Source organism: Burkholderia catarinensis, from assembly GCF_001883705.2.
GTDB lineage: Bacteria > Pseudomonadota > Gammaproteobacteria > Burkholderiales > Burkholderiaceae > Burkholderia > Burkholderia catarinensis.
The window spans coordinates 274,191-300,820 of sequence record NZ_MDEQ02000007.1; the positions used below are offsets into that span (position 1 = coordinate 274,191).

The following is a 26,630-nucleotide window of genomic DNA, read 5'->3' on the forward strand; positions in this document are numbered from 1 at the left end:
GCGCGGTACCGCGCGCGTCATGACGACTTGCGCACGCGCAGGTACCAGTCGCAAAGCAGCCTCACCTGCTTCGGCGTATAGCCCTTCGCGACCATCCGATTCACAAAGTCCTCATGCTTGCGCTGCTCCTCCGCCGACCCCTTCGCGTTGAACGAAATCACCGGCAACAGTTCCTCGGTATTCGAGAACATCTTCTTCTCGATCACGACGCGCAACTTCTCGTAGCTCGTCCACACGGGATTCTTGCCGGCATTCGCCGCCCGCGCCCGCAACACGAAGTTCACGATCTCGTTACGGTAATCCTTCGGATTGCTGATGCCGGCCGGCTTCTCGATCTTCTCCAGCTCCGCGTTCAGCGCGGCGCGGTCGAAGCTCTCGCCCGTGTCGTGATCGCGGAATTCCTGGTCCTGGATCCAGAAGTCCGCATACGTGACGTAGCGGTCGAAGATGTTCTGGCCGTACTCCGAATACGACTCGAGGTAGGCCGTCTGGATCTCCTTGCCGATGAAATCCGCGTAACGCGACGCGAGCACGTCCTTCACGAAGGACAGGTACTTCTGCTCGATTTCCGGCGGGAACTGCTCGCGCTCGATCTGCTGTTCGAGCACGTACATCAGGTGCACGGGGTTGGCCGCGACCTCGCTCGAATCGAAGTTGAACACGCGCGACAGGATCTTGAACGCGAAGCGTGTCGACACGCCCGTCATCCCTTCGTCCACGCCCGCGTAGTCGCGATACTCCTGGTACGACTTCGCCTTTGGATCGGTGTCCTTCAGGTTTTCGCCGTCATACACCTGCATCTTCGAGAACAGGCTCGAATTCTCCGGCTCGTGCAGGCGCGACAGCACCGAGAACTGCGACATCATCTTCAGCGTGCCCGGCGCGCATACGGCCTCGGCAAGCGACGAGTTGCGGATCAGCTTCTCGTAGATCTTGGTCTCTTCCGACACGCGCAGGCAGTACGGCACCTTCACGACGAAGATCCGGTCGAGCAGTGCCTCGTTGTTGCGGTTGTTGCGGAACGCCTTCCACTCCGACTCGTTCGAGTGCGCGAGGATCACCCCGTCGAACGGAATCGCGCCGAAGCCCTCGGTGCCCTTGAAGTTGCCTTCCTGCGTGGCGGTGAGCAGCGGGTGCAGCACCTTGATCGGCGCCTTGAACATTTCGACGAACTCGAGCAGGCCCTGGTTCGCGAGGCACAGGCCGCCCGAGTAGCTGTACGCATCGGCGTCGTCCTGCGCGTACTGTTCGAGCTTGCGGATATCGACCTTGCCGACCAGCGACGAGATGTCCTGGTTGTTCTCGTCGCCCGGCTCCGTCTTCGCGATGCCGACCTGCCGCAGGATCGACGGATAGCGGCGTACCACGCGGAACTGGCGGATGTCGCCGTTGTATTCGTGCAGCCGCTTGACGGCCCACGGACTCAGGATGCTTTTCAGGTAGCGGCGCGGAATGCCGTACTGTTCCTCGAGGATCGGGCCGTCTTCGTCGTAGTCGAACAGCCCGAGCGGCGATTCGTTGACGGGCGAGCCCTTCAGCGAATAGAACGGCACGCGCTCCATCAGTTGCTTCAGACGCTCGGCGATCGACGACTTGCCGCCGCCCACCGGACCGAGCAGGTAGAGGATCTGCTTCTTCTCTTCGAGCCCTTGCGCAGCGTGGCGGAAATACGCGACCACCTGCTCGATCACTTCCTCCATTCCGTAGAACTCACGGAATGCGGGATAGACCTTGATGACCTTGTTCGCAAAGATCCGCGACAGGCGCGGCTCGTTGCGGGTATCGATGTGTTCAGGTTCCCCGATTGCTGCCAGCATGCGTTCACCAGCCGTCGCGTACGCGGATGGCTCGTTCTTGCAGAGCGCGAGATACTCCTCCAGCGAGAGCTCTTCCTCTCGCGTTTTTTCGAAGCGGTTCGCGAAGCTGCTGTAAATATCCATGCTACCTCCCTCGCCTGAGTCTGAAGACGTGCCTGCCTTCGTACGACTGCGCAGAAGCAAGCTCGTTCGAATTCATCCTAAACCCTTTCTTATTTTTTTTCACGAACTCTTCGTATGAAGTTCGTCATTCTCGACAACAGCGCTTGGACAACGCAATTCGTCGTTTTACAATCGATCTCCCGAGCCGCAGAAACTGCATCCGGCGCGTCTCGTCCAACAACGGAACGTCTTGTGCGTTGGACACATCCGACGTCGTCACTTCCCCCCTTCACCCTATACGTTCGAGCGGCCGTTTCCGACGACACGCCGCGCGCGCCGTTACAAATTTTTTTCGCAGTGCCCTTACGGAGATACCCGTACGACAGATGCGGGAACATGACGCATGACGCGCACGCGTGCGCGTATCCGTCGATGCGGGTCTCGCGACGCACGCGACGATGCGCGATCGTTCATGCGCACCGTCACATTTTGTCCAGCGCGGAAACGACAACGCCCGCTGGTCGCGGGCGTCGTTCGTCACCAAATGGGGATAGATGCGCGGCACGCGCGAATCAGAAGGTCTCCCAGTCATCGGCGCCGGCGGCGGCAGCCTGTGCCGGCGCAGCGGATGCAGCGACGGGCTTGCGTGCCGGCGTCGCTGCGGCCGCGTGTTTCGGCGGTGCATCGCGATCGTCGCGCGCAGCAGCCTGTACGGGCGCGGCTACCGCCACGGCGGGCGCACGCGATGCGCGACGTGCCGCAACCGGCGCCGCAGCGCCCGAGCGTGACGCGTCGTCGTCGAGCTGGAATACCGCCGCCGTTTCACGCAGGCGCCCAGCCTGTTCGTCCAGCGACTGCGCGGCGGCCGCGGCTTCCTCGACGAGCGCCGCATTCTGCTGCGTGACCTCGTCCATCTGCGCGACCGCGCGCGCCACCTGGTCGATCCCGCCGCTCTGCTCCTCGGACGCCGCCGCGATCTCGCCCATGATGTCCGTCACGCGCTGCACCGCACCGATCACGTCGCTCATCGTGCGCCCCGCTTCGTCGACCAGCGTCGAACCCGTCCGGATGCGCTCCACCGACGCGTCGATCAGCGCCTTGATTTCCTTGGCCGCGCTCGACGAGCGCTGCGCGAGGCTGCGCACCTCGCCCGCGACGACCGCGAAGCCGCGGCCTTCCTCGCCCGCACGCGCGGCTTCGACGGCCGCATTCAGCGCAAGAATGTTGGTCTGGAACGCGATTCCCTCGATGATCGCGATGATGTCCGCGATCTTCGCCGAGCTGTCGTTGATCTCGCCCATCGTGCCGACCACCTGGCCGACCACCGTATTGCCCTTGTTTGCAATCTCCGACGCGTTCGCGGCCAGCGAGCTTGCCTGACGTGCATTGTCGGCGTTCTGTTTCACGGTACCGGTCAACTGTTCCATGCTCGACGCGGTTTCCTGCAGCGCCGCGGCCTGCTCCTCGGTGCGCGACGACAGGTCGATGTTGCCGGCCGCGATCTGGCGAGCTGCGGTCGCGATCGACTCGCTGCCGCCGCGCACCGTGCGTACCGTGTCGACGAGCCCGCGCTGCATCTTCGCGAGCCCCTCGAGCAACTGGCCCATCTCGTCGCGCCGGTCCACGACGATCGGCCGGCGCAGGTCGCCCGCGGCGATCGCGTCGAAATACGACAGCGCGTCGGCGATCGGGCGGCCGATCGCGCGGCTCAGCGTCAGCCACGACAGCAGCGCGGCGCCGATGCCGGCCACGAGCGCGACGATCGACAACACGCGCAACGTGTCGAACAGCGATTCCGATTGATTGAATCCCGCCTGCGCATCGGTGAACTGGAAGTTGCGCAGCGCGTCGCTGGCCACCGAGAGGTCGTTGTAGAGCGCCTGGAGCTGCTTGGCGCCGTCGGCGATGCGATCTCGCTGGTCCGCCCCGAGCATGCCCGAGAACGCGTCACAGCCGTGCTGCAGCGCCTGACGCTTCGCGGCAACGTCCTGCGCGAGCCGATCTTCTTCCGGGCCGCGCGGCAGCGCGAGGTACTTCTGCCACCACGCGTCGGACTGCGTGCGCATCGCACGGCTGCGCTCGACGGCGGCCGCCGAGTCGGGCGTACCGGCCAGCAGCGCCGCGCGATCGAGTGCGAGGCGCTCGCGCGCGGCGAACAGTTCCGCGATCGACACGTCGACCGCGCTCGGCATCTGGTTCGTGAAAATCTCGCGCGTCGAGTCGTTCGAACGCGTCATCCCGTACAGCCCGAGCACGCCGGTTACACCCAGCAGCACCGCCAGAAACGCCATCGTCAAACCGATGCGCGCACGAATCGTCAGGTTCCTGAACACCATCATCCATCCTGTGTTGCGTCGTCATGAACGGGCCCGGCCCGTTGGCTCGAAGCATTGCTTCACCTGACGCATTTACGACCGTGCAGCGCACAACTTGATGGTTTTCTCTATTTTTTTCGAATTATTCGTCTGTTTATTACAAATGGCTGAAGAATTGACGCAAAGCCCGACAGGCTCGACAAGCCGGATGGGAGAAGGTCCGCCAAGGCTCCGGCGCGTTGCCGGAAACGCGACCGGCCGTCTCATATGACGGACCGGCCGCGATGCGGAATCGGGAATCGGAGATCAGGCCCTAATCGGCCAGCTCGGCGAGCGTCGGAATCGACGGCTGCGCGCCCGCTCGCGTGACCGACAGCGCCGCCGCGCGTTGCGCGAAGCGGATGGCCGTGTCGACGTCCGCGCCGGCCGCGAGCCGCGCGGAAAAGCCGCCGATGAACGTATCGCCGGCCGCCGTCGTGTCGACGGCCTGAACGGCCGGGGCCGGATAGTGCCGCGCGGTGCCGTCGGCCGTCAGCGCGAGCACGCCGCGGGCGCCAAGCGTGACCAGCACGTTGCGCGCACCGCCAGCCTGGAGCGCACGCGCGGCGGCTTCCGCGTCAGCCGGGTCGCGCACGGGCAGCGCGGTCAGCGCGGCCGCCTCGACCTCGTTGGGGATCAGGTAATCGACGAGCGGCAGCCAGCCGTGCGGCAGCGGCGCGACGGCCGGGGCCGGATTGAGCACCACCGTGCGGCCGAGCCGGCGCCCGGCCGACAGCGCCGCGAACACCGCGTCCGGCGGCGTCTCGAGCTGGCAGATCAGCACGTCGGCCGATGCCAGCGCGGCTTCATGCCGTGCGATCGTTTCGGTCGTGACCTCGCCGTTGCCGCCCGCGACGATCACGATCGCGTTCTGGCTCGCATCGTCGACGACGATCAGCGCGACGCCGGTCGACGCCGACGCGCTCGTCGCGAGCCCCGTGCAGTCGATGCCCTCGGCTTCGAGGCACGCTCGCAATGCCGCGCCGTGCGCATCCGCGCCGACGCAGCCGATCATCGCGACCTGCGCGCCAAGCCGTGCGGCGGCGACGGCCTGGTTGCCGCCCTTGCCGCCCGCCGCCTGCGCAAACGCGTGACCGGCGAGCGTTTCGCCCGGCAGCGGCAGCCGCGGCGCACGCACGACGAGATCCATGTTGAGGCTGCCGACCACCGTCACGCGGCCGGCGCCCGCTGCCGGCGCCGTCATGCGCGACCGCCGGAGGCAGGCGGTTCGCGGTAGATCGCCGTCGATTCGCGCAGCACGAGGCGCGGCGACACGACGCGGCGGCGGCTCGGCACGGCCGTCGAGCCGCCGCCGATCCGCTCGATCAGCGTCTGCGCGGCCATTTCGCCGAGCGCGCGCACCGACTGGCCGACCGTCGACAGTGCCGGATACGTGTAGCGGGAAAATTCGATGTCGTCGAAACCGATGATCGAGCAGTCGTCGGGCACGTGGATCCCACGCTCGGCCGCCGCGCGCAGCGCGCCGACGCCCATCAGGTCGTTGCCCGCGAAGATCGCGCTCGGCCGCACCGATTCGAACAGCCGCGACGCCGCGTGATAGCCGCCGAGGCACGAGAAGTCGCTTTCCGCGATCGCGCCCGGCACGATGTCGACACCGCGCTCGGCCATCGCGCGGATGAAGCCGTGCACGCGCATCGCGCTGACGGCCGTGTCGGTCGGCCCCGTGATGCAGCCGATCTTCGCGTGCCCGAGTTCGAGCAGGTGGCGCGTCGCCAGGTACGCACCGCGCTCGTGGTCGATCTGCACGAGGTCGGCCGCGAGCCCCTCGATGTTGCGGTCGACGACGACGAGCGGCGCATGCGTGTCCGCGAGCGTCTGCGCGAGCACCGCATCCTCGCCCGCCGACGCGACGATCAGCCCGTCGATGCGCTTTTCCTGCAGCACGCGCAGGTAATTGCGCTGTTTCACCGGATCGTCGTCCGAATTGCAGAAGAACACGCAATAGCCGTTGGCCGCGCATTGATCCTCGATACCGCGCGCAAGTTCCGCGAAATACGGATTCGTGCTGTTCGGCACGACTAGGCCGATGGTCGCCGTCGAACGCGCCTTCAGCGAGCGCGCCACGGCCGAAGGCACGTAGTTCAGCTCGCGAATTGCCCCCTCGACCTTCGCGCGCACATCCGCGGACACCGGACGCGAATTGTTCACCACATGCGAGACGGTCGTAAACGACACGCCCGCCATGGCTGCCACATCCTTGATCGTCGCCATTTCCCGTTTCTCTCTGGTCTGTTCTGTCTGTCTTTCTACCGCACGCGCGTGCGCCGGCTGCGATAAGTATCGAGCACGACCGCCACCACGATGACCGCGCCGGTGATGATCCGTTTCGTCGGCTCGTTCGCGCCGATCTGCGCGAGCCCCGCGGCCAGCACGGAGATGATCAATACGCCGAAGAACGTGCTGATCACCGAGCCGCGCCCGCCCATCAGGCTCGTGCCGCCGATCACGACGGCTGCGATTACCTGCAGTTCGAGACCCACGCCCGCGTTCGGGTCGGCCGCCTCGAGCCGTGAAATCTGGAACAGCGACGCCAGCCCCGCGAGCGCGCCCATCAGTGCGAATACGAGAATTTTATACGGCCTCGGGTTAACCCCCACAAGTCGGACGGCTTCCTCGTTCGTGCCGATCCCGACGAGATAGCGTCCGAACACGGTGCGTGTGAGCACGAACTGGGCCGCGATCATCACCGCGACCGCGATCAGGAACGCCGGCGAGATGCCCAGCGCGATCGGATTCGACAGGAAATCGAACGCATCGCCGATATAGGCCGTGCGCGAATTCGTCAGCTGGTACGCGAGGCCGCGCGCGGCCTCCAGCACGCCGAGCGACACGATGAACGACGGGATCCGCCAGCCGACCGTGACCGCGCCCGTCAGCGCCCCCGTGACCGTCGCGACCGCGATGCCGATCAGCGCGGCCGGCAGCGGCCCCCACTGCCATTTCAGCGCGGCGACGCTGACCATCGACGCGGCAAGCGCGAGCACCGAGCCGACCGACAGGTCGATGCCGGCGATGATCAGCACGAAGGTCATCCCGACCGACATCACGACCAGATCGGGAATCTGGTTCGCGATCGTGCTGAACGTGTCGTAGGTCAGGAAGTGCGAGCTCAGCACCGAAAACAGCGCGATCATCGCGGCGAGCGCGCCGGCCAGCCCGAGATAGTTCGACAGGCCGAGCCGCGTGCCGGACAGCGTGCGCGCGCGGCGCCCCGTCACGTCCTGCTGTGCGCCTGCGTCGGCCGGGGATACGGGAGGCTGGGTCATTGCTGTCGTCCTGTCGTCGAAGTGCCGGGAGCGGCGCCCAGCGCCGGCCCCGCGTCCGGATGCTGCGCGCCGCCCGGCAGCGCCTCGCGGCCGAAGCCGGCGAACGCCGCGGCCAGCAGCGCATCCTGGGTCCAGTTGCCGCGCTCGAACACGGCGGTCATGCGGCCGGCGGACATCACGCCGATCCGGTCGCAGATCAGCATCAGCTCGCGCAGGTCGCTCGACACGACGACGAGCGCGCGGCCTTCGCGCGCGAGCGCGCCCATCAAAGTGTAGATCTCGAACTTCGCGCCGACGTCGATCCCGCGCGTCGGCTCGTCGAACAGCAGCACGCCCATGTCGCGCGCGAGCCAGCGGCCGATCACGACCTTCTGCTGGTTGCCGCCCGACAGCTCGCCGACCGTCTGCGTCGCGCCATGCGTGCGGATCCGCAGCGCGTCGATCTGCTGCTCGGCGAGCGCCGTTTCGCGCGCAGAATCGACGATGCCGCCGCGCGCAAGCCGGTCGAGCTGGCCGAGCGACACGTTCGCGGTGATCGACTGCGACAGCAGCAGCCCTTCGCCCTTGCGATCCTCGGTGATCAGCGCGATGCCGTGCTTCACCGCATCGACGGGCGAACCGATCCGTGCCGGCTTCAGCGGCTGGCCGACCGCGATCATCCCTGCATCCGGTGTATCGGCGCCGTAGATCAGCCGCAGCAGTTCGGTACGCCCCGCGCCGATCAGCCCCGAGATGCCGAAGATCTCGCCCGCGCGCACCTCGAGCGACACGTCGCGCACGGCCGTCCCGCGGGTGAGGCCCGACACGACGAGCCGCGGCGCGCCGAGATGGCGTGCGCCGAGATCGATGTGCTCGCCGATCTCGCGCCCGACCATCAGCGTGACGAGCCCGTCGGACGTCGTCGCCGCCATGTCGCCCGCATGCACGAGCCGGCCGTCGCGCAGCACCGCGACGCGCTCGGCGACGCGAGCGAGTTCCTCGAGCCGGTGCGAGATGTAGACGATCGCGACGCCGCGCGCCTTCAGCCGGTCGATCTGCTCGAACAGCAGCTCGACCTCGCGCGCGGTCAGCATCGCGGTCGGCTCGTCGAGAATCAGCACGCGGCAGTCGCCGATCAGGTTGCGCGCGATCTCGACCATCTGCTGGTGGCCGATGCCGAGCGCGCCGACCGGCGTATCGGGATCGACCGCGTCGAGCCCGACCTGCGCCATCGCGGCCCGCGCGTCGTCGCGCAGCCGCGCGCGGTCGATGATCCCGAAGCGCCGCGGCAGGCGGTTCAGGAACAGGTTTTCGGCGACCGTCAGCGTCGGCAGCAGGTTCAGTTCCTGCATCACCATGCGCACGCCGAGCGCCTCGGCCTGCGTGCGGCTCGCCGGCACATACGCGCGACCGCCGAGCTGCATCGTGCCGGTGGTCGGTTCGACGAGTCCGCCGATGATCTTCGACAGCGTGCTCTTGCCGGCGCCGTTCTCGCCCGTCAGCGCGAGCGCCTGGCCCGGCGCGAGCGTCAGCGTGACGTCGGAGAGCACGGGTTCGGCATAGGTCTTGCCGATACCGGATACGGACAGCACGGGAACGGCTGAACGGGAGGGTTGGAAGGTCGATTCCATCGCGATCCTGGTTGCGGCCGCGCGCACGCGGCGCGCGGGTATGACGCTCACAAGTGCATGTGCATGCAGTGGCCGTGATCGCGCTCACCCAGAATAACGGCCGCCGCGCCGGATTCTTGAGGGCGGCGGCCGTATCGGGGCCGCGTCACTTCGTCACGAGATCCACCGGCGTCTCGACCACGCCGGACATGTCTGCCTGCTTGCGATGCTCGGCGATCGCCTTGAGCGCGGTGTCGATGCCGAACACGGCCTGCTTCGCCGCATATTGATCGGCGGTCGCGAGCACGCGACCGTCCTTCAGCATCGGCTTGATCGCGTTGATGTTGTCGTAGCCGACCACCGCCACCTTGCCCTGCTTGCCGGCCGCGCGCACCGCCGACACCGCGCCGATCGCCATGTTGTCGTTGCCGCACAGCAGCGCCTTCAGGTTCGGGTATTCGTTGAGCATCGCGGCAGCGACCGCATTGCCCTTGTCGATCTCCCATTCGCCCGACTGCACCGAGACGACCTTCATCCCGCCCGCCTTCATCGCGTCCTGGAAGCCGGCCGTGCGCTGCTGCGCGTTGGTCGTCGTCGACACGCCTTCGACGATGCCGACCTGGTCGCCCGCCTTCAGCCGCTTCGCGAGGTAATCGCCGATCTTGCGCGCGCCCTTGCGGTTGTCCGGGCCGACGAACGGCACGTTCAGGTTCTTCGCCTTCAGCACGTCGGGATCGAGCCGGTTGTCGATGTTCACGACGACGATGCCCGCGTCGACGGCCTTCTTCACGACCGGCACGAGCGCCTTCGAATCGGCCGGCGCGAGCACGATCGCGTCGACCTTCGACACGATCATCTGCTCGACGATGCGGATCTGGTTCGCGGTGTCGGTCTCGTCCTTGATGCCGTTGGTGATCAGGTCGAACTGGCTCGCGTTGTGTTTCTGGTATTCCTTCGCGCCGGTTTCCATCGTCAGGAAGAACTCGTTGGCGAGCGACTTCATCACGAGCGCGACCTTCGGCTTGGCCGCAGATTGCGCGTGGACGGCCGGTGCGGCGGCGACCGCGACGGCGGCGAGCGCGGCGGTCAGGAAGCGACGGCGAAAGCGGACATTCATACACATCTCCTGGCGACTGGCCCGAAGGGCCGGATTATTGTTTGGTTGTTGTTTTAATGTGAGCAAACGTTTGCGCCACACTACCCGGGCAATGGCCATCGATGCTGCTGTCGGTACCACGAAATGGAAGCGAGGCAGACGGCCGACTGCCTGGCGCGTGCTGTCGTTTACGCGCCGCCGCCGGCGGGACGCCGGCGGAGTGAAAGACATGCTGTACCGATTCGCTTCGACGCGCAACCTGTCTGAACAATATTTAAGGGTTTATTCGGAGTGCGCGATCGTGCGTCACGACGCGCAAATGCCACACTTGCGAAAGGCCGCCGCGCGTCACGCCGGGTCCTGCGGCGCCGGTTCGTCTTCATCGGCTGACGGCGGTTCGCCGAAACGGTTCGCATACGGCGTGCCGGCGATGAAGCCGTTCATCACGAGCAACGCGATCGCACCGACGATCGGCACGAAGAGCAGCAGCATCCACCATCCCGACCTGTCAATGTCGTGCAGCCGCTTCACGCCGACGGCAATCGACGACCACACCGCGACGGCCGCGATCGCGACGAAGACAAGCATCGCCAGCAGCGGTAGATCGTCATCCGACGCCCCGCGGGAACCCGCATCGAAAAACACGCTGATCAACGTGGAAACCAGCGCGTAGAGCCACCACGGCAGGCGCCCGATGCGGCCTTCGAAGGAAAAGAGAAACCACTTCAGATTCATTGTTCGCCTCTCCGTCGCGCGTGTTGCGGCCCGCGCAATATGTCGTCGAATGTGTCGGAACCGGTAATTCGCGTGCGTTGTTTTGTGAATGCGGACTGCCTGCCGGTTTCGCTTGCCGCGCTTCGCCCCGGCGTTGCGCCGCAGGTGCAGGTGCAGGTGCAGGTGCAGGTGCAGGTGCAGGTGCAGGTGCAGGTGCAGGTGCAGGTCCAAGCCGGTCGGTCGGGATGACAGCCGTGGGACAGCCTGAACGCCCGTCATCCGGCATTCACGCGCATTGAATCATATCTTCTGAAAAACAGCCCGTTCGGCAAGACGTCCGGCCGGAACCGCAACGAAGCGTTCGGACGTGCCCGTCTTGTTCTTCTGCCCGCAGGCGAACGCGTGTCGATCGCCGCTTGCGGCGAAGCACCGGACTGACAACCGCGATTGCGGTCGACGATTCGATGAGTCGGACAACCATCACGCCGGCCAATCCGTTGCCGTCTCGTGCATGGCGTCCTGCGCGCACGTCGCGCCGCCCGCGGCAACTGCCCGGACGGCGCGCGACGCACGGTGGTCAAACGGCTTCGCGCAACTGCCCCGCGATTTCCGCTTCGTTCAGGTGCGGCGCGAACATCTCGATCAGCCGGTACGCATACGCGCGCAGGAACGCGCCCTTGCGCAGCCCGACCCGCGTCGTGCTCGCCTCGAACAGGTGCTGCGTATCGAGCGCGACGAGCCCCGTGTCGCGCTGCGGATCGTAGGCCATCGCCGCGACGACGCCGATCCCCATCCCGAGTTCGACATAGGTCTTGATCACGTCCGCGTCGATCGCGGTCAGCACGACGTCGGGCACGGCGCCCGCCTGCGTGAACGCCTGGTCGATGTGCGAGCGGCCCGTGAAGTCCTGATCGTACGTGATGATCGGATACTCGGCGATTTCCTCGAGCGTCAGGTTCTCGCGGCCGACGAGCGGATGGCCCTTCGGCACGACGACCGTGTGGTGCCACGAATAGCACGGGAACGTGACGATGTCCGGATAGCGGTCGAGCGCCTCGGTCGAGATGCCAAGATCGGCCTCGCCGTTCAGGATCATCTGCGCGATCTGCTGCGGGCTGCCCTGGCGCAGCGCGAGATGCACCTTCGGGAACACGTCGGTGAACTGCCGGATCACCTTCGGCAGCGCGTAGCGCGCCTGCGTGTGCGTCGTCGCGACGACGAGGTGGCCGCTGTCCTGGTCGGCGAACTGGCGCGCGACGCGGCGCAGGTTCTCGGCATCGAGCAGCATCCGCTCGATCAACTGGTGCACGGCCTTGCCGGGCTCCGTGAGCCCCGTCAGCCGCTTGCCGCGCCGGATGAAGATGTCGACGCCCAGTTCATCCTCGAGATCCTTGATCTGCTTCGACACGCCCGACTGCGACGTGTACAGCACGTTCGCGACTTCCGTCAGGTTCATGTTCTGGCGCACCGCTTCGCGCACGAATCGCAATTGCTGAAAATTCATGGGTATGCCTCTTAGGCTGTCGTTGTTTGATTGTCGAATCGGAGCGAATTCCGCCCCCTGCCGCGCATTGTCTCGTCAACGCGCGGGAAATACGCGCACCGCGCGCGGCACGGCCGTCGCGCCGTCGCCGACCTGCAGCGAGAGCGCACGCCATGCGTCGCGGTCGAGTTCCGCTTCGAGGGCACCGCCCGCGCGCGCCTCGAGCTCCACACGCACCGAACCGCCGAGCGGGATCACGCGGCGCACGTCCACCGCGATGCCGTCGCGGTGCCCTTCGCCCGCCGGCCAGAGCTGCAGGTCGTGCGGCCGCACATACGCGTTCGCGGGGCCCGCGAAATCGGCGTCGACCTCGATCGGCGCGGCCGCCCCCTCGGCAACGAAGCCGCGCCCGGCGACCGTGCCCGGCAGCCGGTTGGCCGCGCCGAGGAATTCGTACACGAACGCGCTCTGCGGATGATCGTAGACGTCCTGCGGGCTGCCGACCTGCTCGACGTGGCCGCGATTCAGCACGACGATGCGGTCCGCGACTTCCAGCGCCTCCTCCTGGTCGTGCGTGACGAAGATCGTCGAGATGTGCAGATCGTCGTGCAGACGACGCAGCCAGCCGCGCAGCTCCTTGCGGACCTTCGCGTCGAGCGCGCCGAACGGCTCGTCGAGCAGCAGCACCTTCGGCTCGACCGCGAGCGCGCGGGCGAGCGCGATGCGCTGGCGCTGGCCGCCCGACAGCTCGGACGGATAGCGCTGCGCGAGCCAGTCGAGCTGCACGAGCTTCAGCAGTTCGTGCACCTTGTCGCGAATCGCGGCGTCCGACGGCCGCTCGCGGCGCGGCTTCACGCGCAGCCCGAACGCGACGTTCTCGAACACCGTCATGTGACGGAACAGCGCGTAGTGCTGGAACACGAAACCGACCTGGCGGTCGCGCGCGCCGACCGATGCGACATCGAGCCCCTGCAGCACGACCTGGCCGGCATCCGCGTGCTCGAGGCCCGCGATCACGCGCAGCAGCGTGGTCTTGCCGCAGCCGGACGGCCCGAGCAGCGCGACCAGTTCGCCGGGCGGGAAGTCGAGCGAGACGTTGTCGAGCGCCGTGAAATCGCCGAAGCGCTTCTGAAGGTTACGGACGGTGATACCCATTCTGGTTGCCTCTTTACGATTTCGACGAAACGGCGGCGACAGGGCCGGCATGTGCGGGAACGGCGTCGCGCGCGCCGGCCAGTTCGGCGGCGAGATGACGCTCGGCGAGCAGCTTCAGCGCGAGCGTGACGAGCGCGAGCAGCGCCAGCACCGACGCCACCGCGAATGCCGCCGCGAAGTTGTATTCGTTGTACAAGATCTCGACGTGCAGCGGCATCGTGTCGGTCTGGCCGCGGATGTGGCCCGACACGACCGACACCGCGCCGAACTCGCCCATCGCACGCGCATTGCACAGGATCACGCCGTACAGCAGGCCCCACTTCACGTTCGGCAGCGTCACGCGGCGGAAGATCTGCCAGCCCGACGCGCCGAGCACGCGCGCGGCTTCTTCCTCGTCGGTGCCTTGCGCCTGCATCAGCGGAATCAGCTCGCGCGCGACGAACGGGAACGTGACGAAGATCGTCGCGAGCACGATGCCCGGCACCGCGAAGATGATCTGCACGTCGTGATCCTGCAGCCATGGCCCGAACCAGCCCTGCGCGCCGAACAGCAGCACGTACACGAGGCCCGAGATCACCGGCGACACCGAGAACGGCAGGTCGATCAGCGTCGTCAGCAGCGCCTTGCCGCGGAATTCGAACTTCGCGATCGCCCACGATGCGCACACGCCGAACACCAGGTTCAGCGGCACGGCGATCGCGGCGACGGTCAGCGTCAGCTTGATCGCCGACCACGCGTCGGGATCGGCCAGCGATTCGAGATAGAAGCCGACGCCCTTTCGCAGCGCCTCGACGAACACCGCGGCGAGCGGCACGACGAGGAAGAACGCGAGGAACACCAGCGCGATGCCCGTGAGCAGCCAGCGCACGACGCGCGACTCGCTGACGGGGTCGAGCCGTTTCGCGGCGCGCGCGGCCGGAGACGGGGTTTTCAGCACGACGGTGGCCTCCTGGCTCATTGCTGGCCTCCTGCTGCGATTGCGGTGACGGTTGCGGGCGCCGGGCCGCTCGCGCCCTTGCTCGTGCGGCGCTGCAGATACCACTGCAGCGTGTTGATCAGCAGCAGCATCAGGAACGACACGACGAGCATCACGACCGCGAGCGCGGTCGCGCCCGCGTAGTCGTACTGTTCGAGCTTCGTGATGATGAGCAGCGACGTGATCTCGGATTTCATCGGCACGTTGCCGGCGATGAAGATCACCGACCCGTATTCGCCGAGCGCGCGCGCGAACGCCAGCGCGAAACCGGTGAGCAGCGCCGGCAGCACGGCCGGCAGCACGACGCGGCGGAACGTCAGCCAGCGCGACGCGCCGAGGCACGCGGCGGCCTCTTCCTGCTCGCGCTCGAAATCCTCGAGTACCGGCTGCACGGTGCGCACGACGAACGGCAGCCCGATGAAGGTCAGTGCGACCAGCACGCCGGCCGGCGTGAACGCGATCTTGATGCCGAGCGGCGCGAGATACTGGCCGACCCAGCCGTTGGTCGCGTAGACGGCCGCGAGCGAGATGCCGGCGACCGACGTCGGCAGCGCGAACGGCAGGTCGACGATCGCGTCGACGATCCGCTTGAACGGGAACGTGTAGCGCACGAGCACCCACGCGACGAGGAAGCCGAACACGGCGTTGATCAGCGCGCCGCCGAGCGCGGCCGAGAACGTCAGCCGGTACGACGCGAGCACGCGCGGCGACGTGACGGCGGTGACGAACTGGTCCCACGACAGCGTCGCGGTCTTCAGGAACGTGGCGGCGAGCGGAATCAGCACCACGAGGCTCAAATAGGCCACCGTGATGCCGAGCGTCACGCCGAAACCGGGCAGCGCGCTCGGCTTGCGAAAGGTGTACGTCGTCATCGGATGCTCTTGCTGGGTCGATGCTGCTCACGGGTCCGACGCAAACGCCGGCGCGATGAATTGCGCCGGCGGCCCGTCGGGAATGCGGCGCACTGTCGTGGCGCGCCGCTGTCGTTATGGCGTTACTGCGGCTTGTAGATCGAATCGAACACGCCGCCGTCCGCGAAATGCGTCTTCTGCGCATTCGTCCAGCCGCCGAACGTGTCGTCGACCGTGTACAGCTTCAGCTTCGGGAACTGCTTCGTCAGCTCCGCCGGCACGTTCTTCGAACGCGGCCGGTAGTAGTTGCGCGCCGCGATCTCCTGGCCCTGCGGGCTGTACAGGAAGTTCAGGTAGGCGTCGGCCAGCTTGCGCGTGCCCTTCTTGTCGACCACCTTGTCGACCACCGCGACGGGCGGCTCGGCCAGGATGCTCACCGACGGCACGACGATCTCGAACTTGTCGGTGCCGAACTCCTTGACCGACAGGAATGCCTCGTTTTCCCATGCGATCAGCACGTCGCCGATCCCGCGCTGCACGAAACTCGTCGTCGCGCCGCGCGCGCCCGAATCGAGCACGCCTGCGTTCTTGTAGAGCTTCGTGACGAATTCCTTCGCCGCCTGCTCGTTGCCGCCCGGCTTGTGCACCGCGTACGCCCACGCGGCCAGGTAGTTCCAGCGCGCGCCGCCCGACGTCTTCGGGTTCGGCGTGACGATCGAGATGCCCGGCTTGGTCAGGTCGTCCCAGTCCTTGATCCCCTTCGGATTGCCCTTGCGCACCAGGAACACGATCGTCGACGTGTACGGCGACGCGTTGTCGGGCAGGCGCTTCTGCCAGTCCTTGTTGACGAGCCCCTTGTTCGCGAGCGCGTCGATGTCGTATGCCAGCGCCAGCGTGACCACGTCGGCCTGCAGGCCGTCGAGCACCGAGCGCGCCTGCGCGCCCGAACCGCCGTGCGACTGCTTGAAGTTGACGGTCTCGCCCGTCTTCGCCTTCCACTCCTTGCCGAACGCCTGGTTGAAGTCCTGATAAAGCTCGCGCGTCGGGTCGTACGACACGTTCAGGAACGTCGTATCGGCCCGGGCATGCGTCACGACGCCCAGCGCCGCCGCCGCGCCCAGCGCGAGTGTTGCGATCAGGCGGCCCGCTCCGCCCACCAGCCCCGTATTGCGCTTCGCCATCCTTGGTTCTCCCGTGTTGTCGGTCTTGCGATGTCGGGCCAGTCTAGCGAACGGGCTACATGATTAAAAATAATCGTTCCTCATTTTTTAATACCCAAAAGTGCTAACGCATACGGGATGGACGGTTGCGGCAGATGAACCGGCGTCCGGACGTCGCGAAACCACGCCGGAACCGGCGTGATCGCGTCGAACCTCAAGTAACACTTGAAATTCGCGAAGTACTGTATAAAAATACAGCGTACTGTCTATCCATACAGTTAAGCCATGACCAAACTCACCGCCCGTCAGCAGCAAGTGTTCGACTTGATCCGTCGCGCGATCGAGCGCTCCGGATTCCCGCCCACCCGCGCCGAGATTGCGGCCGAACTGGGCTTCAGCTCGCCGAATGCGGCCGAGGAGCACCTGCGCGCACTGGCGCGCAAGGGTGTGATCGAGCTGGCCGCCGGTGCGTCGCGCGGCATCCGCCTGCTCGGCCTCGACGACGCCCCGCACCAGTTCACGCTGCCGCACGCCGGCCTGATGCAGTTGTCGCTGCCGCTCGTCGGCCGCGTCGCGGCCGGTAGCCCGATCCTCGCGCAGGAACACATCTCGCAGCACTACGCGTGCGATCCCGCGCTGTTCTCCAGCAAGCCCGACTACCTGCTGAAGGTGCGCGGCCTGTCGATGCGCGACGCCGGCATCCTCGATGGCGACCTGCTCGCCGTGCAGAAGCGCACGGAAGCAAAGGACGGCCAGATCATCGTCGCGCGTCTCGGCGACGACGTCACGGTCAAGCGCCTGATGCGCCGGCCGGGCGGCCTCGAGCTGATCGCGGAGAACCCGGATTACGAAAACATCTTCGTCAAGGCCGGCAGCGCGGAATTCGCGCTGGAAGGCATCGCCGTCGGGCTGATCCGCTCGGGCGAACTCTGACATTCCGTCTCGCTGAGGAGAACATCATGGAACGCCTTTCCCGTTTGCTGCCTTTCCGTCAATTCGGTCGCCTGCGCCATCTGCGCGGCCGCACGCCCTGCGCACCGCTGTCCGCGGCGGCGCCCGTGCAAGAAGAAGTCGCAGTCGAACGGCAGGCGTCCCTGCTGCCGTCGGCGCTCCCCGCTTTCGCGCGGGTGTCGCTGAACGCCGGCCTGAATCACGCGGAGCCAGCGCGCCGCGCGCCGGTGCGCATCTATCACGGTCGTTCGCGCCTGATCATGGTCGGCACGATCGACGCCGTGTGCCGGATGCTCGATCGCTGCATCGCGGAGGAACGATCGGCCGCGCAAAGCGGTCTCTGATTGCGGAGCATTCCCGCACCGGAGGCAACGTGACTGGATCTTCGGGCCGCGCATGGCGGCTCAAGCCCGTGCTGATCGTCGTGCTGGCGGTCGCCGCCATTGCGGCGATTTGCTATGCATACGCGTCACCGTACGTCGCGCTCGGTCGCCTGAAATCGGCGATCGATGCGCGCGATGCGCAGGCCATCAGTGAACATGTCGACTTTCCGTCGCTGCGCATCAGCCTGAAGCAGCAGGTCACGGAAGAATTGATGCGCCGGATCGACGCGGTGAAGAAGGACAATCCGCTCGCGGTGATCGGTGTGCTGATCGGGTCCGCGCTGGTCGGCCCGCTGGTCGATGCGTATGCGACCCCGGAGGGCGTGGCCGCGCTGATGAGCGGATTGCCGCCGCGCGGCAATCGGGGCGAGCGTCCGCCTGAATGGTCGAATCTGCCGCCTAGCGATGCGCGTGGCAACCCGCCGGCCGCACCGCCGGTCAATCCGGCTCCGGCGAGCGCAGCCGTTCCGGGCAGCAACGCGCCCGCCGCCGCGTCATCGCCGGCACCGGCCGCTGCCGCACCGGCCAGTCCGGGCAATGCAACCCATCCGCCGCACCAGCAGCAAACCAGCGCCGGCTACCGGAATGTCGACGAATTCGTCGTGACATACCAGCGCAGCGCCGACGGCACACGCTATGCGGCGATATTCCATCGCTTCGGGCTGTTTTCGTGGAAACTGTCTGCGATCGACCTGCATGCGTAGCCGGCCCGCTGTGCGGCGCAGCGCCTGACCGGCATTCATCGCTGGTCAGGCTGTCATTGCATCATTTGCCGTTCGCCGTGGCCGCTTCACGCTCGCGCGCGATTTCGGCCTTCTGCTCTTCCGCCGACGAACACGCAACCAGAATGCTGCAGTTCACGCGATCGAGCAGTTGCGTATTGCCCGACCCCATCCACCATCTCGACAGCCCGCTGCGGCACCGGTGGCCGACGACGACGAGGTCGACCTTCAGCTCCTTCGCGAGATTCGCGATTTCGTCGATCGGGTAGCCGAACGCGAAATGGCCTTCGGCCTGCACGCCGCGCTCGCGCAGCCAGTTCACACCTTCCTGCAGAATTTCGCGCGCGGTTTCCTCGAATCGGCCGCATGCGACGTCGGTCAGCAGCCCCGCGCTCTGTGCAATGCTCGAGCGCATGTCGACGACCGACAGCAAGTGCGTTTCGGCCTTCAGGTCCATTGCGAGATTGGCGCCGCAACGCAGTGCCTTGCGCCCTTCGAGCGAGCCGTCGTAACACAGCAAAATCTTGTTGTAGCTAGCCATGAAGCCTCCCTATCGCGACTACGAGCCTACGCATTCATCATGGTGCGCCGCAATCCAGGACGCAAGGGATGGAAAACGCTGATTCGCCCCGCTCGGCGCGTGCGCGATGATGCAGTGCACGATCGGTGTGCGCATGCATCGCACCGTGTGCAGGCAGGCCCTGAAGAGACGCAACCGATGCACTAGAATGGCCCGTTCGTACTCCAGCGGATCATCAGGCGCCGGCGTCGTGCGCTTCGGCCATGCCCATGTGACACGCAGTCGCCCGATCCGTTCGCAAACCGGCCACGCATCCGGCATGCGGAACGTTTCCGCGCCCGCTTACAACGACAACATGCCCATGTCCGTCGCACCGATCGATTTACGCAACGTCGAAAAGCGCTATGGCGACAAGCTCGTCGTCAACGGCCTGTCCTTCAACGTGCAGGCCGGCGAATGCTACGGCCTGCTCGGGCCGAACGGCGCCGGCAAGACCACGACGCTGAAAATGCTGCTCGGCCTCGCCCATCCCGATGCGGGCACCATTTCGCTGTGCGGCGAACCGGTCCCATCGCGTGCGCGGCATGCGCGCCGGCGTGTCGGCGTCGTCCCTCAGTTCGACAATCTCGACCCCGACTTCACCGTGCGCGAGAACCTGCTCGTGTTCAGCCGCTATTTCGGGATGTCGGCGCAGGCGGCCCGCACGCTCGTGCAGCCGCTGCTCGAATTCGCGAAGCTCGAGAACAAGGCCGATGCGAAGGTCGGCGAGTTGTCGGGCGGCATGAAACGCCGCCTCACGCTCGCCCGCGCGCTGGTCAACGATCCCGACGTGCTGGTGCTCGACGAGCCGACGACGGGCCTCGATCCGCAGGCGCGGCACCTGATGTGGGAGCGGCTGCGCTCGCTGCTCGCGCGCGGCAAGACGATCCTGATCACCACGCATTTCATGGAAGAAGCCGAACGCCTGTGCGACCGCCTGTGCGTGATCGAGGAAGGCCGCAAGATCGCTGAAGGCGCGCCGCACGTACTGATCGAATCGGAGATCGGCTGCGACGTGATCGAGATCTATGGGCCCGATCCGGTCGCGCTGCGCGACGAGCTGTCGGCATTCGCGAAGCACACCGAGATCAGCGGCGAGACGCTGTTCTGCTATGTGAGCGACGCGGAGCCGCTCAGCGCGCGGCTCAAGGGTCGCACGGGGTTGCGCTATCTGCATCGCCCGGCCAATCTGGAGGATGTGTTCCTGCGGCTCACGGGCCGCGAAATGCAAGACTGATCGATCATGGACGTCCGCAACTATTCCGCCGCCACACCCTCGGCACCGCTGCGCGAGTCACGCTTCGCGATCGCGATGCCCGCGAACGCGACCAACTGGGTCGCCGTCTGGCGGCGCAACTATCTCGTCTGGCGCAAGCTTGCGCTTGCGTCGATGTTCGGCAATCTTGCCGATCCGATGATCTATCTGTTCGGGCTCGGTTTCGGGCTCGGCCTGATGCTCGGCCATGTCGACGGCGTGTCGTATATCGCGTTCCTCGCGGCCGGCACGGTCGGGTCGAGCGTGATGATGTCCGCAAGCTTCGAGTCGATGTATTCGGGCTTCTCGCGGATGCACGTGCAGCGCACCTGGGAAGCGATCATGCACACGCCGCTCGCGCTCGGCGACATCGTGCTCGGCGAGATCGTCTGGGGAGCCAGCAAGGCGATGCTGTCGGGGGGCGCGATCATGCTCGTCGCGGGCGCGCTCGGCTATGCGCGGTTTCCGTCGATGCTCGCGGTGCTGCCCGTGATCGCGCTCGCGGGCCTCGCGTTTGCAAGCCTCGCGATGGTCGTCACGGCGCTCGCGCCGTCCTACGATTTCTTCATGTTCTATCAGACGCTCGTGCTGACGCCGATGCTGCTGCTGTCGGGCGTGTTCTTCCCGATCACGCAGTTGCCGCCGATCGCGCAGCACGCGGCACATGCGCTGCCGCTCGCGAACGCGGTCGAACTGATCCGGCCCGCGATGCTCGGCCGGCCGGCAACCGACATCGCGTTGCATATCGCGGTGCTCGCCGGTTACGCAGTCGGCGGATTCCTGCTGTCCGCGTGGCTGTTCCGGCGGCGGATGATGCGCTGACGGCCGGCGCACCGGGCGCCGGCTTCATGCAACGACGTTACTCGTCGTCGTCGCTCCACGGGATCTCGACGTCGGTCAGGAACGCGACGGTTGCGAGCGGGCCGCCTTCCTGGCGCCCGAGCTTGCCGTCCGCGCGATGCCATTCGACGCGGAACTGCGTGCCCGGATCGTCGGCTACCAGATAAACCGTGCGCAGTTCTTCCTTTTCGGCTTCATCCACCGGGCCGTCGAACGACACCAGCATCTTCTGCGGCCACAGGCCGTTGACGGGATCGTAAATGCGGTCGCCCTGCGGAATGTCGATGCTGGCGTCGACGCCGATCGTTGCGGAGGCCTCGATGATCATCGTGCCGAGTGCGTTCAGCACGGCAGTCGCCCGCGCGGAATTGGCCTGGCGGATCGCGAGATCGCCGCGCGTCAGCGCCTTTTCGAGTCGAGGATGGATCTTCGGTTGGGTCATGCGTTTTCCTGTTTGCTTCTTGTAAAGGGCGCCGCCCCCATGAAACGGCGGCGCCGGGTAAATATGACGATTGCTCCCGACTGGCGCGCCGCTCGGCGCGCGTCAGAACCCCAGCGCGACCGCGAGCAATCCGCTCGCGATCCCGAACACGACGACAAGGATCGCGACGATTGCCAGCATGTAAGGCTTGAACGAACGCGCGAGCATCGCGAGCGACGGCACGCTGATCGGCGGCAGCGTCATCAGCAGCGCGGCGGCCGGGCCGACGCCCATGCCGAGCGACAGCATCGCCTGGATGATCGGCACCTCGCCCGCCGTCGGGATCACGAACAGCATGCCCGCGACCGCGAATGCAACGATCCAGCCGAGATGATTGCCGATGTCCGGACCGATATGCGGGAACAGCCACGCGCGCGCGGCGCCGAGCAGCAGCACGAGCACGATGTATTCGGGCACGAGCCGCACGGCCATGCGCGCGAGCAACTTCACCCAGCGGACAAACGGATTGCCGGCCGCGGCCTGCCCGGCCGCCAGCGCGGCGAGCTGCGCATCGTCGATGCCGCGGTCTTCAGGACGCGCGATGCGGTTCAGCAGATAGCCGATCCCGAACACCATCGCGATGCCGAGCACGAGGCGCAGCGCGCTCCAGTGCCAGCCGAGCACGAAGCCCATGAAGACCAGCGCCGCCGGGTTCAGCACCGTGTTGCCGAGCCAGAACGCGACCGCGCCGCCCGGCGACGCGTGGCGCGCACGCAGGCCCGCGACGACCGGCGCCGCGCAGCACGTACACATCATGCCCGGCAGCGACAACAGGCCGCCCGCGGCGACGCTGCCGAACCCGGTGCGGCCGAGTACGCGCGCAACCCAGTGCGCGGGCAGCAGCGCCTGCACGGCCGAACCGAGCAGCAGGCCGAGCACCATCGCCTGCCAGATCGCCTTGCCGTACGCCCACGCGTAGTCGAGCGCGGCTTTCAGCGACGGCTCGGGTGCGGCCGCCGACGTGCCCATCAGGATCGACTGGCCGATCGAATGATGCTCGGCGGCAACGAACGCCTTGTTGTAGTACGGGAACCATTTCACATAGAACAGTCCCGCGACCGCGATCAGCAGGAAGGTCATCCAGCCGAGGGCGGGATTGGGTTGGGTGCGTGTCGTCGTCATCGTGTGGTCGTCGATTGGTCTTGATCGGTTTCGGATTTCGCGCCTGCGGCAAGCGCGGCCGAGGCGTGCAACCCGGCTTGCGCGAGTTGGGCCAGCAGCATGCGCGCCTGATCGCGCACATCGGCCGCATTGGGCCGGAAAGTGAACGTCAGCGCCCGGTTCGGCTTGTTGTACGTCGCGCGGTAAGTGCGCGCATAGGCGGGATCGTAATGCTTGTCGATCAGTTCGGTGAACAGGTCGGCCCGCGCGTTCGCATCGATCAGCGCATTCCAGTGCGTCACCTCCTCGCGGCTGTGCAGGCCGATCAGCCGATGAAGTTGCGCCTTGAACGCAGCGGGTTCGTCGAACAGGTGGGCGTAATCCTCGAGGAGGAACGCGATGCGCTCGTCGTGTGCGGCGTCGACCTGCACCCACGGTCCTGCGTGAAACGCGTCGATCAGCGCAATCGGCAACTGCACGAGCCCGATCCTGCGGCTTTCCGACTCGACGAACACCGGCCATTCGGGGTCGAAACACCCAAGCGTTTCGACGAGCCCCGAATCGAATCCCTTCTGCGTCGGCTGCGGCTTGCCCGGCAGCGCGCCGAGCAGCGAGCCGCGATGGCACGCGAGCGCTTCTAGATCGAGCGTCTGCGCACCCACGTCGCGCAGCGCGTTCAGCAGGCGCGTCTTGCCGCATCCCGTATGGCCGACGAGCGCGATGTAGCGAAAGCGCGTCGGCAGCGAGTCGAGCGTCGCGCACACCGAGCGCCGGTACGCCTTGTACCCGCCGTCGAGCTGGCGCGCCTTCCAGCCGATCAGGTTGAACCAGGTCGTCATCGAGCCCGAGCGCTTGCCGCCGCGCCAGCAGTAGATCAGCGGCCGCCAGTTGCGCGGCCGGTCGGCGAACGTCGTGTCGAGATGGCGCGCGATGTTGCGCGCGACGATCGCCGCGCCGACGCGCGTCGCGTCGTAGGCCGACACCTGACGGTACATCGTGCCGATGAGCACGCGCTCTTCGTTGCTGAGCACGGGCGCGTTCAGTGCGCCGGGAATATGGTCCTCGGCGAACTCGAGCGGCGTGCGCACGTCGATGATCTCGTCGAACTCGCCGGCGCGATCGAGGGTGACAATCAGGTTCTTCAATTTGGCGTCGAACAGGGGCGATGCGACTCGATGAGCCGCATGGGCACGGAAGGCGGATTGACGATTATCTCACGGGCCGGCGTCTCGGGCCGCGCACGGTAGTCGGCGGCGACGATGCGACCTGCATCGCGTCGATCAGGTGGTCGCGGAACGCCCGTACCGACGCGGGCAGATCGCGCCCCGCCATCGTCTGCACCTGGATGCTGCGTTCGCGCAATTGCGGGTTTGTCATAGGTACGACGACGAAGCCGTCCGCATCGAAGCGGTCGCGCACCGACAACAGCCCCGTGAACATCACCGCACCCGTGCGCCGCGCGTAGCCGTACATCGCCGCCGTGTTGTTGCTCGTCAGTTCGGGTTCGAGCAGCGGCCCGTCGAGCGCGCACGCGATGTCGATCAGTTGGCGCACCGTCGTGCCGGCCTCGGGCAGCACGTGCGCGTGCCGTGCGACATCGGCGAGCGACACCGCGTCGCGCGTCGCGAGCGGATGATCGTGCCGCACCAGCGCGAAAACCGGCGCGCGCTCGGTGTGCTCGACGCGCACGCCCTTCTCCGGCGCGAGGCTGAAGGTCAACGCGATATCCGCATCGCCGTCGCGCACGCGCCGCGTCGCATCCGCCGGCGACACGACCCATACGGTGAAATCGACGCCCGGGTGGCGCGCCTTGAAGGTCGCGAGCGCGCCCGGCAGGAAATCGATCGCGAACCCTTCCGAGCATGCGATCTTCAGCAGGCTGCCGTGCAGCGCGTCGAGCCCGCCGATGTCCTTCATCACGTGCTCGGCCTCCAGCAGGCTGCGCTGCGCAAAGGCCAGCAGCCGCTCGCCGGCCTCCGACAGCGCCATCCCGCGCGGCCGGCGCTCGAACAGCGGCGCGCCGAGCTCGCTTTCCAGTTTCGCGATCTGGCGGCTGATCGCCGATACGGCCACGTGCAACCGCGCGGACGCGTCGCTGATCGAGCCGGTCCGCGCCACCTCGACGAAATACCGCAACGCCAGGCCATGCAGGAAAGCCGCCATCGTTCTGTCTCCGCGCCGCATCCGGCCGTTCTGCTTTGCCTTTTCGGCAAAGAAAGATTCGAAATTCGATCATTGTGACAAAAAAAACGGCTTTCTAGAATCGATCGCACTTCACGTTGCATGCATGACCCGTGTGCACCGCGAACCCGACAGAGGAGACACGACTTGACCCGTACCGCCGCCATCCAGCACGCGCTGAACCAGTTCGAATCCGGCGCGTTCTTCACGACCCTGAGCCGCCGCGTGGGCCTGCGCACCGAAAGCCAGGAAAGCGGCACCGAAGCCGCGCTGCGCGCATACCTGACCGACGAGATCGCGCCCGAGGCCGCCCGCCTCGGCTTCACGTCGCGGATCGTCGACAATCCCGTCGACGGTGGCGGCCCGTTCCTGCTCGCATCGCGCCACGAAGACGACGCACTGCCGACCGTGCTGATCTACGGCCACGGCGACGTCGTGCGCGGCTACGACGCGCAGTGGCGCGCGCCGCTGTCGCCGTGGACGCTGACGGCCGACGGCGACCGCTGGTACGGTCGCGGCAGCGCCGACAACAAGGGCCAGCACACGATCAACCTGGCCGCGCTGGCAAGCGTGCTCGACGCACGCGGCGGCCGGCTCGGCTTCAATGCGAAGCTGCTGATCGAGATGGGCGAGGAAACGGGGTCGCCGGGCCTCGACGCGCTGTGCCGCCAGGAGCGCGACGCGCTCGCGGCCGACGTGCTGATCGCGTCCGACGGCCCGCGCATCGCCGCCGCGCGCCCAACGGTATTCCTCGGCTCGCGCGGCGCGGTCAATTTCAAGCTGAGCCTGCGCGCCCGCGACGGCGCGCACCATTCCGGCAACTGGGGCGGGCTGCTGCGCAATCCGGCGATCGTGCTCGCGCATGCGCTCGCGAGTCTCGTCGACGCGCGCGGCGCGATTCGCGTCGCGGGGCTGCGCCCGCCGCCGATCCCGGCCGCCGTGCGCGACGCGCTCGCTGATCTCTCCGTCGGCGGCGGCCCGGGCGACCCCGCGCTCGACGCCGACTGGGGCGAGCCCGGCCTGTCCGCGGCCGAGCGCGTGTTCGGCTGGAACACGTTCGAGATTCTCGCGTTCAAGGCCGGCAACCCCGAGCACCCCGTCAATGCGATTCCGCCCGCCGCCTTTGCGCACTGCCAGTTGCGCTTCGTCGTCGGCACCGACTGGAAAGCACTGCATGCGCATCTGCGCGCGCACCTCGATGCGCACGGCTTCACCGACATTGAAATCGACGTCGAACGCGGCGCACCGGCGACGCGCGTGCCGCCGGACGATCCGTGGGTCCGCTGGGCCGTCGCGTCGCTTGCGCGGACCACCGGCAAGAAGCCCGCGATCCTGCCGAATCTCGGCGGCACGCTGCCGAACGAAGTGTTCGCCGACACGCTCGGGCTGCCGACGCTGTGGGTGCCGCATTCGTACCCGGCGTGCTCGCAGCACGCGCCCGACGAGCACCTGCTCGCAAGCGTCGTCAGCGAGGGGCTGCAGATGATGGCCGGCCTCTTCTGGGATCTCGGCGACGACGCGCCGCCCGTTCGCCGCGCGGCGCACGCCGCGGCCGGCGCCGCCCTGTAACGCG

24 protein-coding genes are annotated in these 26,630 nt (G+C 66.8%); 6 read left to right on the top strand and 18 right to left on the bottom strand.

Annotation, left to right across the window (positions count from 1 at the left end; genetic code table 11):
• Positions 1-17: 17 nt before the first annotated feature.
• From BFF94_RS14005 to BFF94_RS14065, 13 genes are all read right to left on the bottom strand, one after another.
• Positions 18-1,940, bottom strand: a complete 1,923-nt coding sequence (locus BFF94_RS14005; protein ID WP_128843703.1) for a PrkA family serine protein kinase — start codon at positions 1,938-1,940, stop codon at positions 18-20.
• A 551-nt stretch (positions 1,941-2,491) separates the two neighbouring features.
• A complete protein-coding gene (locus BFF94_RS14010; RefSeq protein WP_219139468.1) occupies positions 2,492-4,255 on the bottom strand; it encodes a methyl-accepting chemotaxis protein in 1,764 nt (587 codons plus the stop codon).
• Positions 4,256-4,547: 292 nt separating this feature from the next.
• A complete protein-coding gene (rbsK, locus tag BFF94_RS14015; protein ID WP_219139469.1) occupies positions 4,548-5,477 on the bottom strand; it encodes a ribokinase in 930 nt (309 codons plus the stop codon).
• On the bottom strand, positions 5,474-6,505 hold the full coding sequence (locus BFF94_RS14020) for a LacI family DNA-binding transcriptional regulator (protein WP_219139470.1): 1,032 nt from the start codon (positions 6,503-6,505) through the stop codon (positions 5,474-5,476). The genes rbsK and BFF94_RS14020 overlap by 4 nt, the downstream gene beginning before the upstream one ends.
• Before the next feature lie 35 nt (positions 6,506-6,540).
• Entirely contained in the window at positions 6,541-7,560 is a 1,020-nt protein-coding gene (locus BFF94_RS14025; protein WP_128843702.1) for an ABC transporter permease, read from the bottom strand.
• On the bottom strand, positions 7,557-9,170 hold the full coding sequence (locus tag BFF94_RS14030) for a sugar ABC transporter ATP-binding protein (RefSeq protein ID WP_219139471.1): 1,614 nt from the start codon (positions 9,168-9,170) through the stop codon (positions 7,557-7,559). Before BFF94_RS14030 ends, BFF94_RS14025 begins: the two co-directional genes overlap by 4 nt.
• 145 nt (positions 9,171-9,315) lie before the next feature.
• Positions 9,316-10,266 (bottom strand): sugar ABC transporter substrate-binding protein, encoded by a 951-nt coding sequence (locus tag BFF94_RS14035; protein ID WP_128843701.1) that lies wholly within the window; start codon positions 10,264-10,266, stop codon positions 9,316-9,318.
• Positions 10,267-10,593: 327 nt separating this feature from the next.
• Positions 10,594-11,190 (bottom strand): DUF805 domain-containing protein, encoded by a 597-nt coding sequence (locus BFF94_RS14040; protein ID WP_219139472.1) that lies wholly within the window; start codon positions 11,188-11,190, stop codon positions 10,594-10,596.
• 346 nt (positions 11,191-11,536) lie between these two features.
• The gene (locus BFF94_RS14045) at positions 11,537-12,463 is read right to left on the bottom strand and encodes a CysB family HTH-type transcriptional regulator (protein WP_027784384.1); all 927 of its coding nucleotides are present in this window, start codon (positions 12,461-12,463) and stop codon (positions 11,537-11,539) included.
• Between the two features lie 75 nt (positions 12,464-12,538).
• Positions 12,539-13,597, bottom strand: coding sequence for a sulfate/molybdate ABC transporter ATP-binding protein (locus tag BFF94_RS14050; protein WP_219139473.1), 1,059 nt, complete (start codon positions 13,595-13,597; stop codon positions 12,539-12,541).
• A gap of 13 nt (positions 13,598-13,610) precedes the next feature.
• Complete coding sequence (gene cysW / locus BFF94_RS14055) at positions 13,611-14,555, bottom strand: sulfate ABC transporter permease subunit CysW (protein WP_128843699.1); 945 nt, start codon at positions 14,553-14,555, stop codon at positions 13,611-13,613.
• Positions 14,552-15,445 carry a sulfate ABC transporter permease subunit CysT gene (gene cysT, locus BFF94_RS14060; RefSeq protein WP_219139474.1) on the bottom strand — a complete coding sequence of 298 codons (894 nt, stop codon included), beginning with the start codon at positions 15,443-15,445 and terminating at the stop codon, positions 14,552-14,554. Before cysT ends, cysW begins: the two co-directional genes overlap by 4 nt.
• Before the next feature lie 122 nt (positions 15,446-15,567).
• A complete protein-coding gene (locus tag BFF94_RS14065; protein ID WP_128843697.1) occupies positions 15,568-16,605 on the bottom strand; it encodes a sulfate ABC transporter substrate-binding protein in 1,038 nt (345 codons plus the stop codon).
• Between the two features lie 264 nt (positions 16,606-16,869).
• On the opposite strand from BFF94_RS14065, the gene lexA reads away from it, so the two are divergent.
• Genes lexA through BFF94_RS14080 form a run of 3 tightly spaced genes read left to right on the top strand, consistent with a single transcriptional unit; the run spans position 16,870 to position 18,622 of the window.
• Positions 16,870-17,517, top strand: coding sequence for a transcriptional repressor LexA (gene lexA, locus BFF94_RS14070; protein WP_174969164.1), 648 nt, complete (start codon positions 16,870-16,872; stop codon positions 17,515-17,517).
• 26 nt (positions 17,518-17,543) lie between these two features.
• Positions 17,544-17,879: a hypothetical protein gene (locus tag BFF94_RS14075; RefSeq protein WP_128843696.1), complete on the top strand. Its 336-nt coding sequence runs from the start codon at positions 17,544-17,546 to the stop codon at positions 17,877-17,879.
• Between the two features lie 29 nt (positions 17,880-17,908).
• Positions 17,909-18,622, top strand: coding sequence for a DUF2939 domain-containing protein (locus BFF94_RS14080; RefSeq protein WP_219139475.1), 714 nt, complete (start codon positions 17,909-17,911; stop codon positions 18,620-18,622).
• 61 nt (positions 18,623-18,683) lie between these two features.
• Here the strand turns inward: BFF94_RS14080 and BFF94_RS14085 are convergent, their stop codons facing one another.
• Complete coding sequence (locus BFF94_RS14085) at positions 18,684-19,181, bottom strand: universal stress protein (RefSeq protein WP_128843694.1); 498 nt, start codon at positions 19,179-19,181, stop codon at positions 18,684-18,686.
• Positions 19,182-19,521: 340 nt separating this feature from the next.
• On the opposite strand from BFF94_RS14085, the gene nodI reads away from it, so the two are divergent.
• Both nodI and BFF94_RS14095 read left to right on the top strand, forming a co-directional pair.
• Positions 19,522-20,436 (top strand): nodulation factor ABC transporter ATP-binding protein NodI, encoded by a 915-nt coding sequence (gene nodI / locus BFF94_RS14090; protein ID WP_128843693.1) that lies wholly within the window; start codon positions 19,522-19,524, stop codon positions 20,434-20,436.
• 6 nt (positions 20,437-20,442) lie between these two features.
• Positions 20,443-21,276, top strand: a complete 834-nt coding sequence (locus BFF94_RS14095) for an ABC transporter permease (protein WP_128843692.1) — start codon at positions 20,443-20,445, stop codon at positions 21,274-21,276.
• Positions 21,277-21,313: 37 nt separating this feature from the next.
• On the opposite strand, the gene BFF94_RS14100 is transcribed toward BFF94_RS14095, so the two are convergent.
• From BFF94_RS14100 to BFF94_RS14115, 4 genes are all read right to left on the bottom strand, one after another.
• Positions 21,314-21,736 (bottom strand): hypothetical protein, encoded by a 423-nt coding sequence (locus tag BFF94_RS14100; protein ID WP_162285549.1) that lies wholly within the window; start codon positions 21,734-21,736, stop codon positions 21,314-21,316.
• Positions 21,737-21,838: 102 nt separating this feature from the next.
• A complete protein-coding gene (locus BFF94_RS14105) occupies positions 21,839-22,897 on the bottom strand; it encodes a permease (protein WP_128843690.1) in 1,059 nt (352 codons plus the stop codon).
• On the bottom strand, positions 22,894-24,021 hold the full coding sequence (gene mnmH / locus BFF94_RS14110; RefSeq protein ID WP_128843689.1) for a tRNA 2-selenouridine(34) synthase MnmH: 1,128 nt from the start codon (positions 24,019-24,021) through the stop codon (positions 22,894-22,896). Before mnmH ends, BFF94_RS14105 begins: the two co-directional genes overlap by 4 nt.
• 64 nt (positions 24,022-24,085) lie before the next feature.
• Positions 24,086-25,039, bottom strand: coding sequence for a LysR family transcriptional regulator (locus BFF94_RS14115; RefSeq protein WP_128843688.1), 954 nt, complete (start codon positions 25,037-25,039; stop codon positions 24,086-24,088).
• 165 nt (positions 25,040-25,204) lie between these two features.
• Here BFF94_RS14115 and BFF94_RS14120 point away from each other — a divergent pair, with 165 nt between their 5' ends.
• Entirely contained in the window at positions 25,205-26,626 is a 1,422-nt protein-coding gene (locus BFF94_RS14120; RefSeq protein WP_219139476.1) for a M20 family metallopeptidase, read from the top strand.
• Positions 26,627-26,630: the final 4 nt, after the last annotated feature.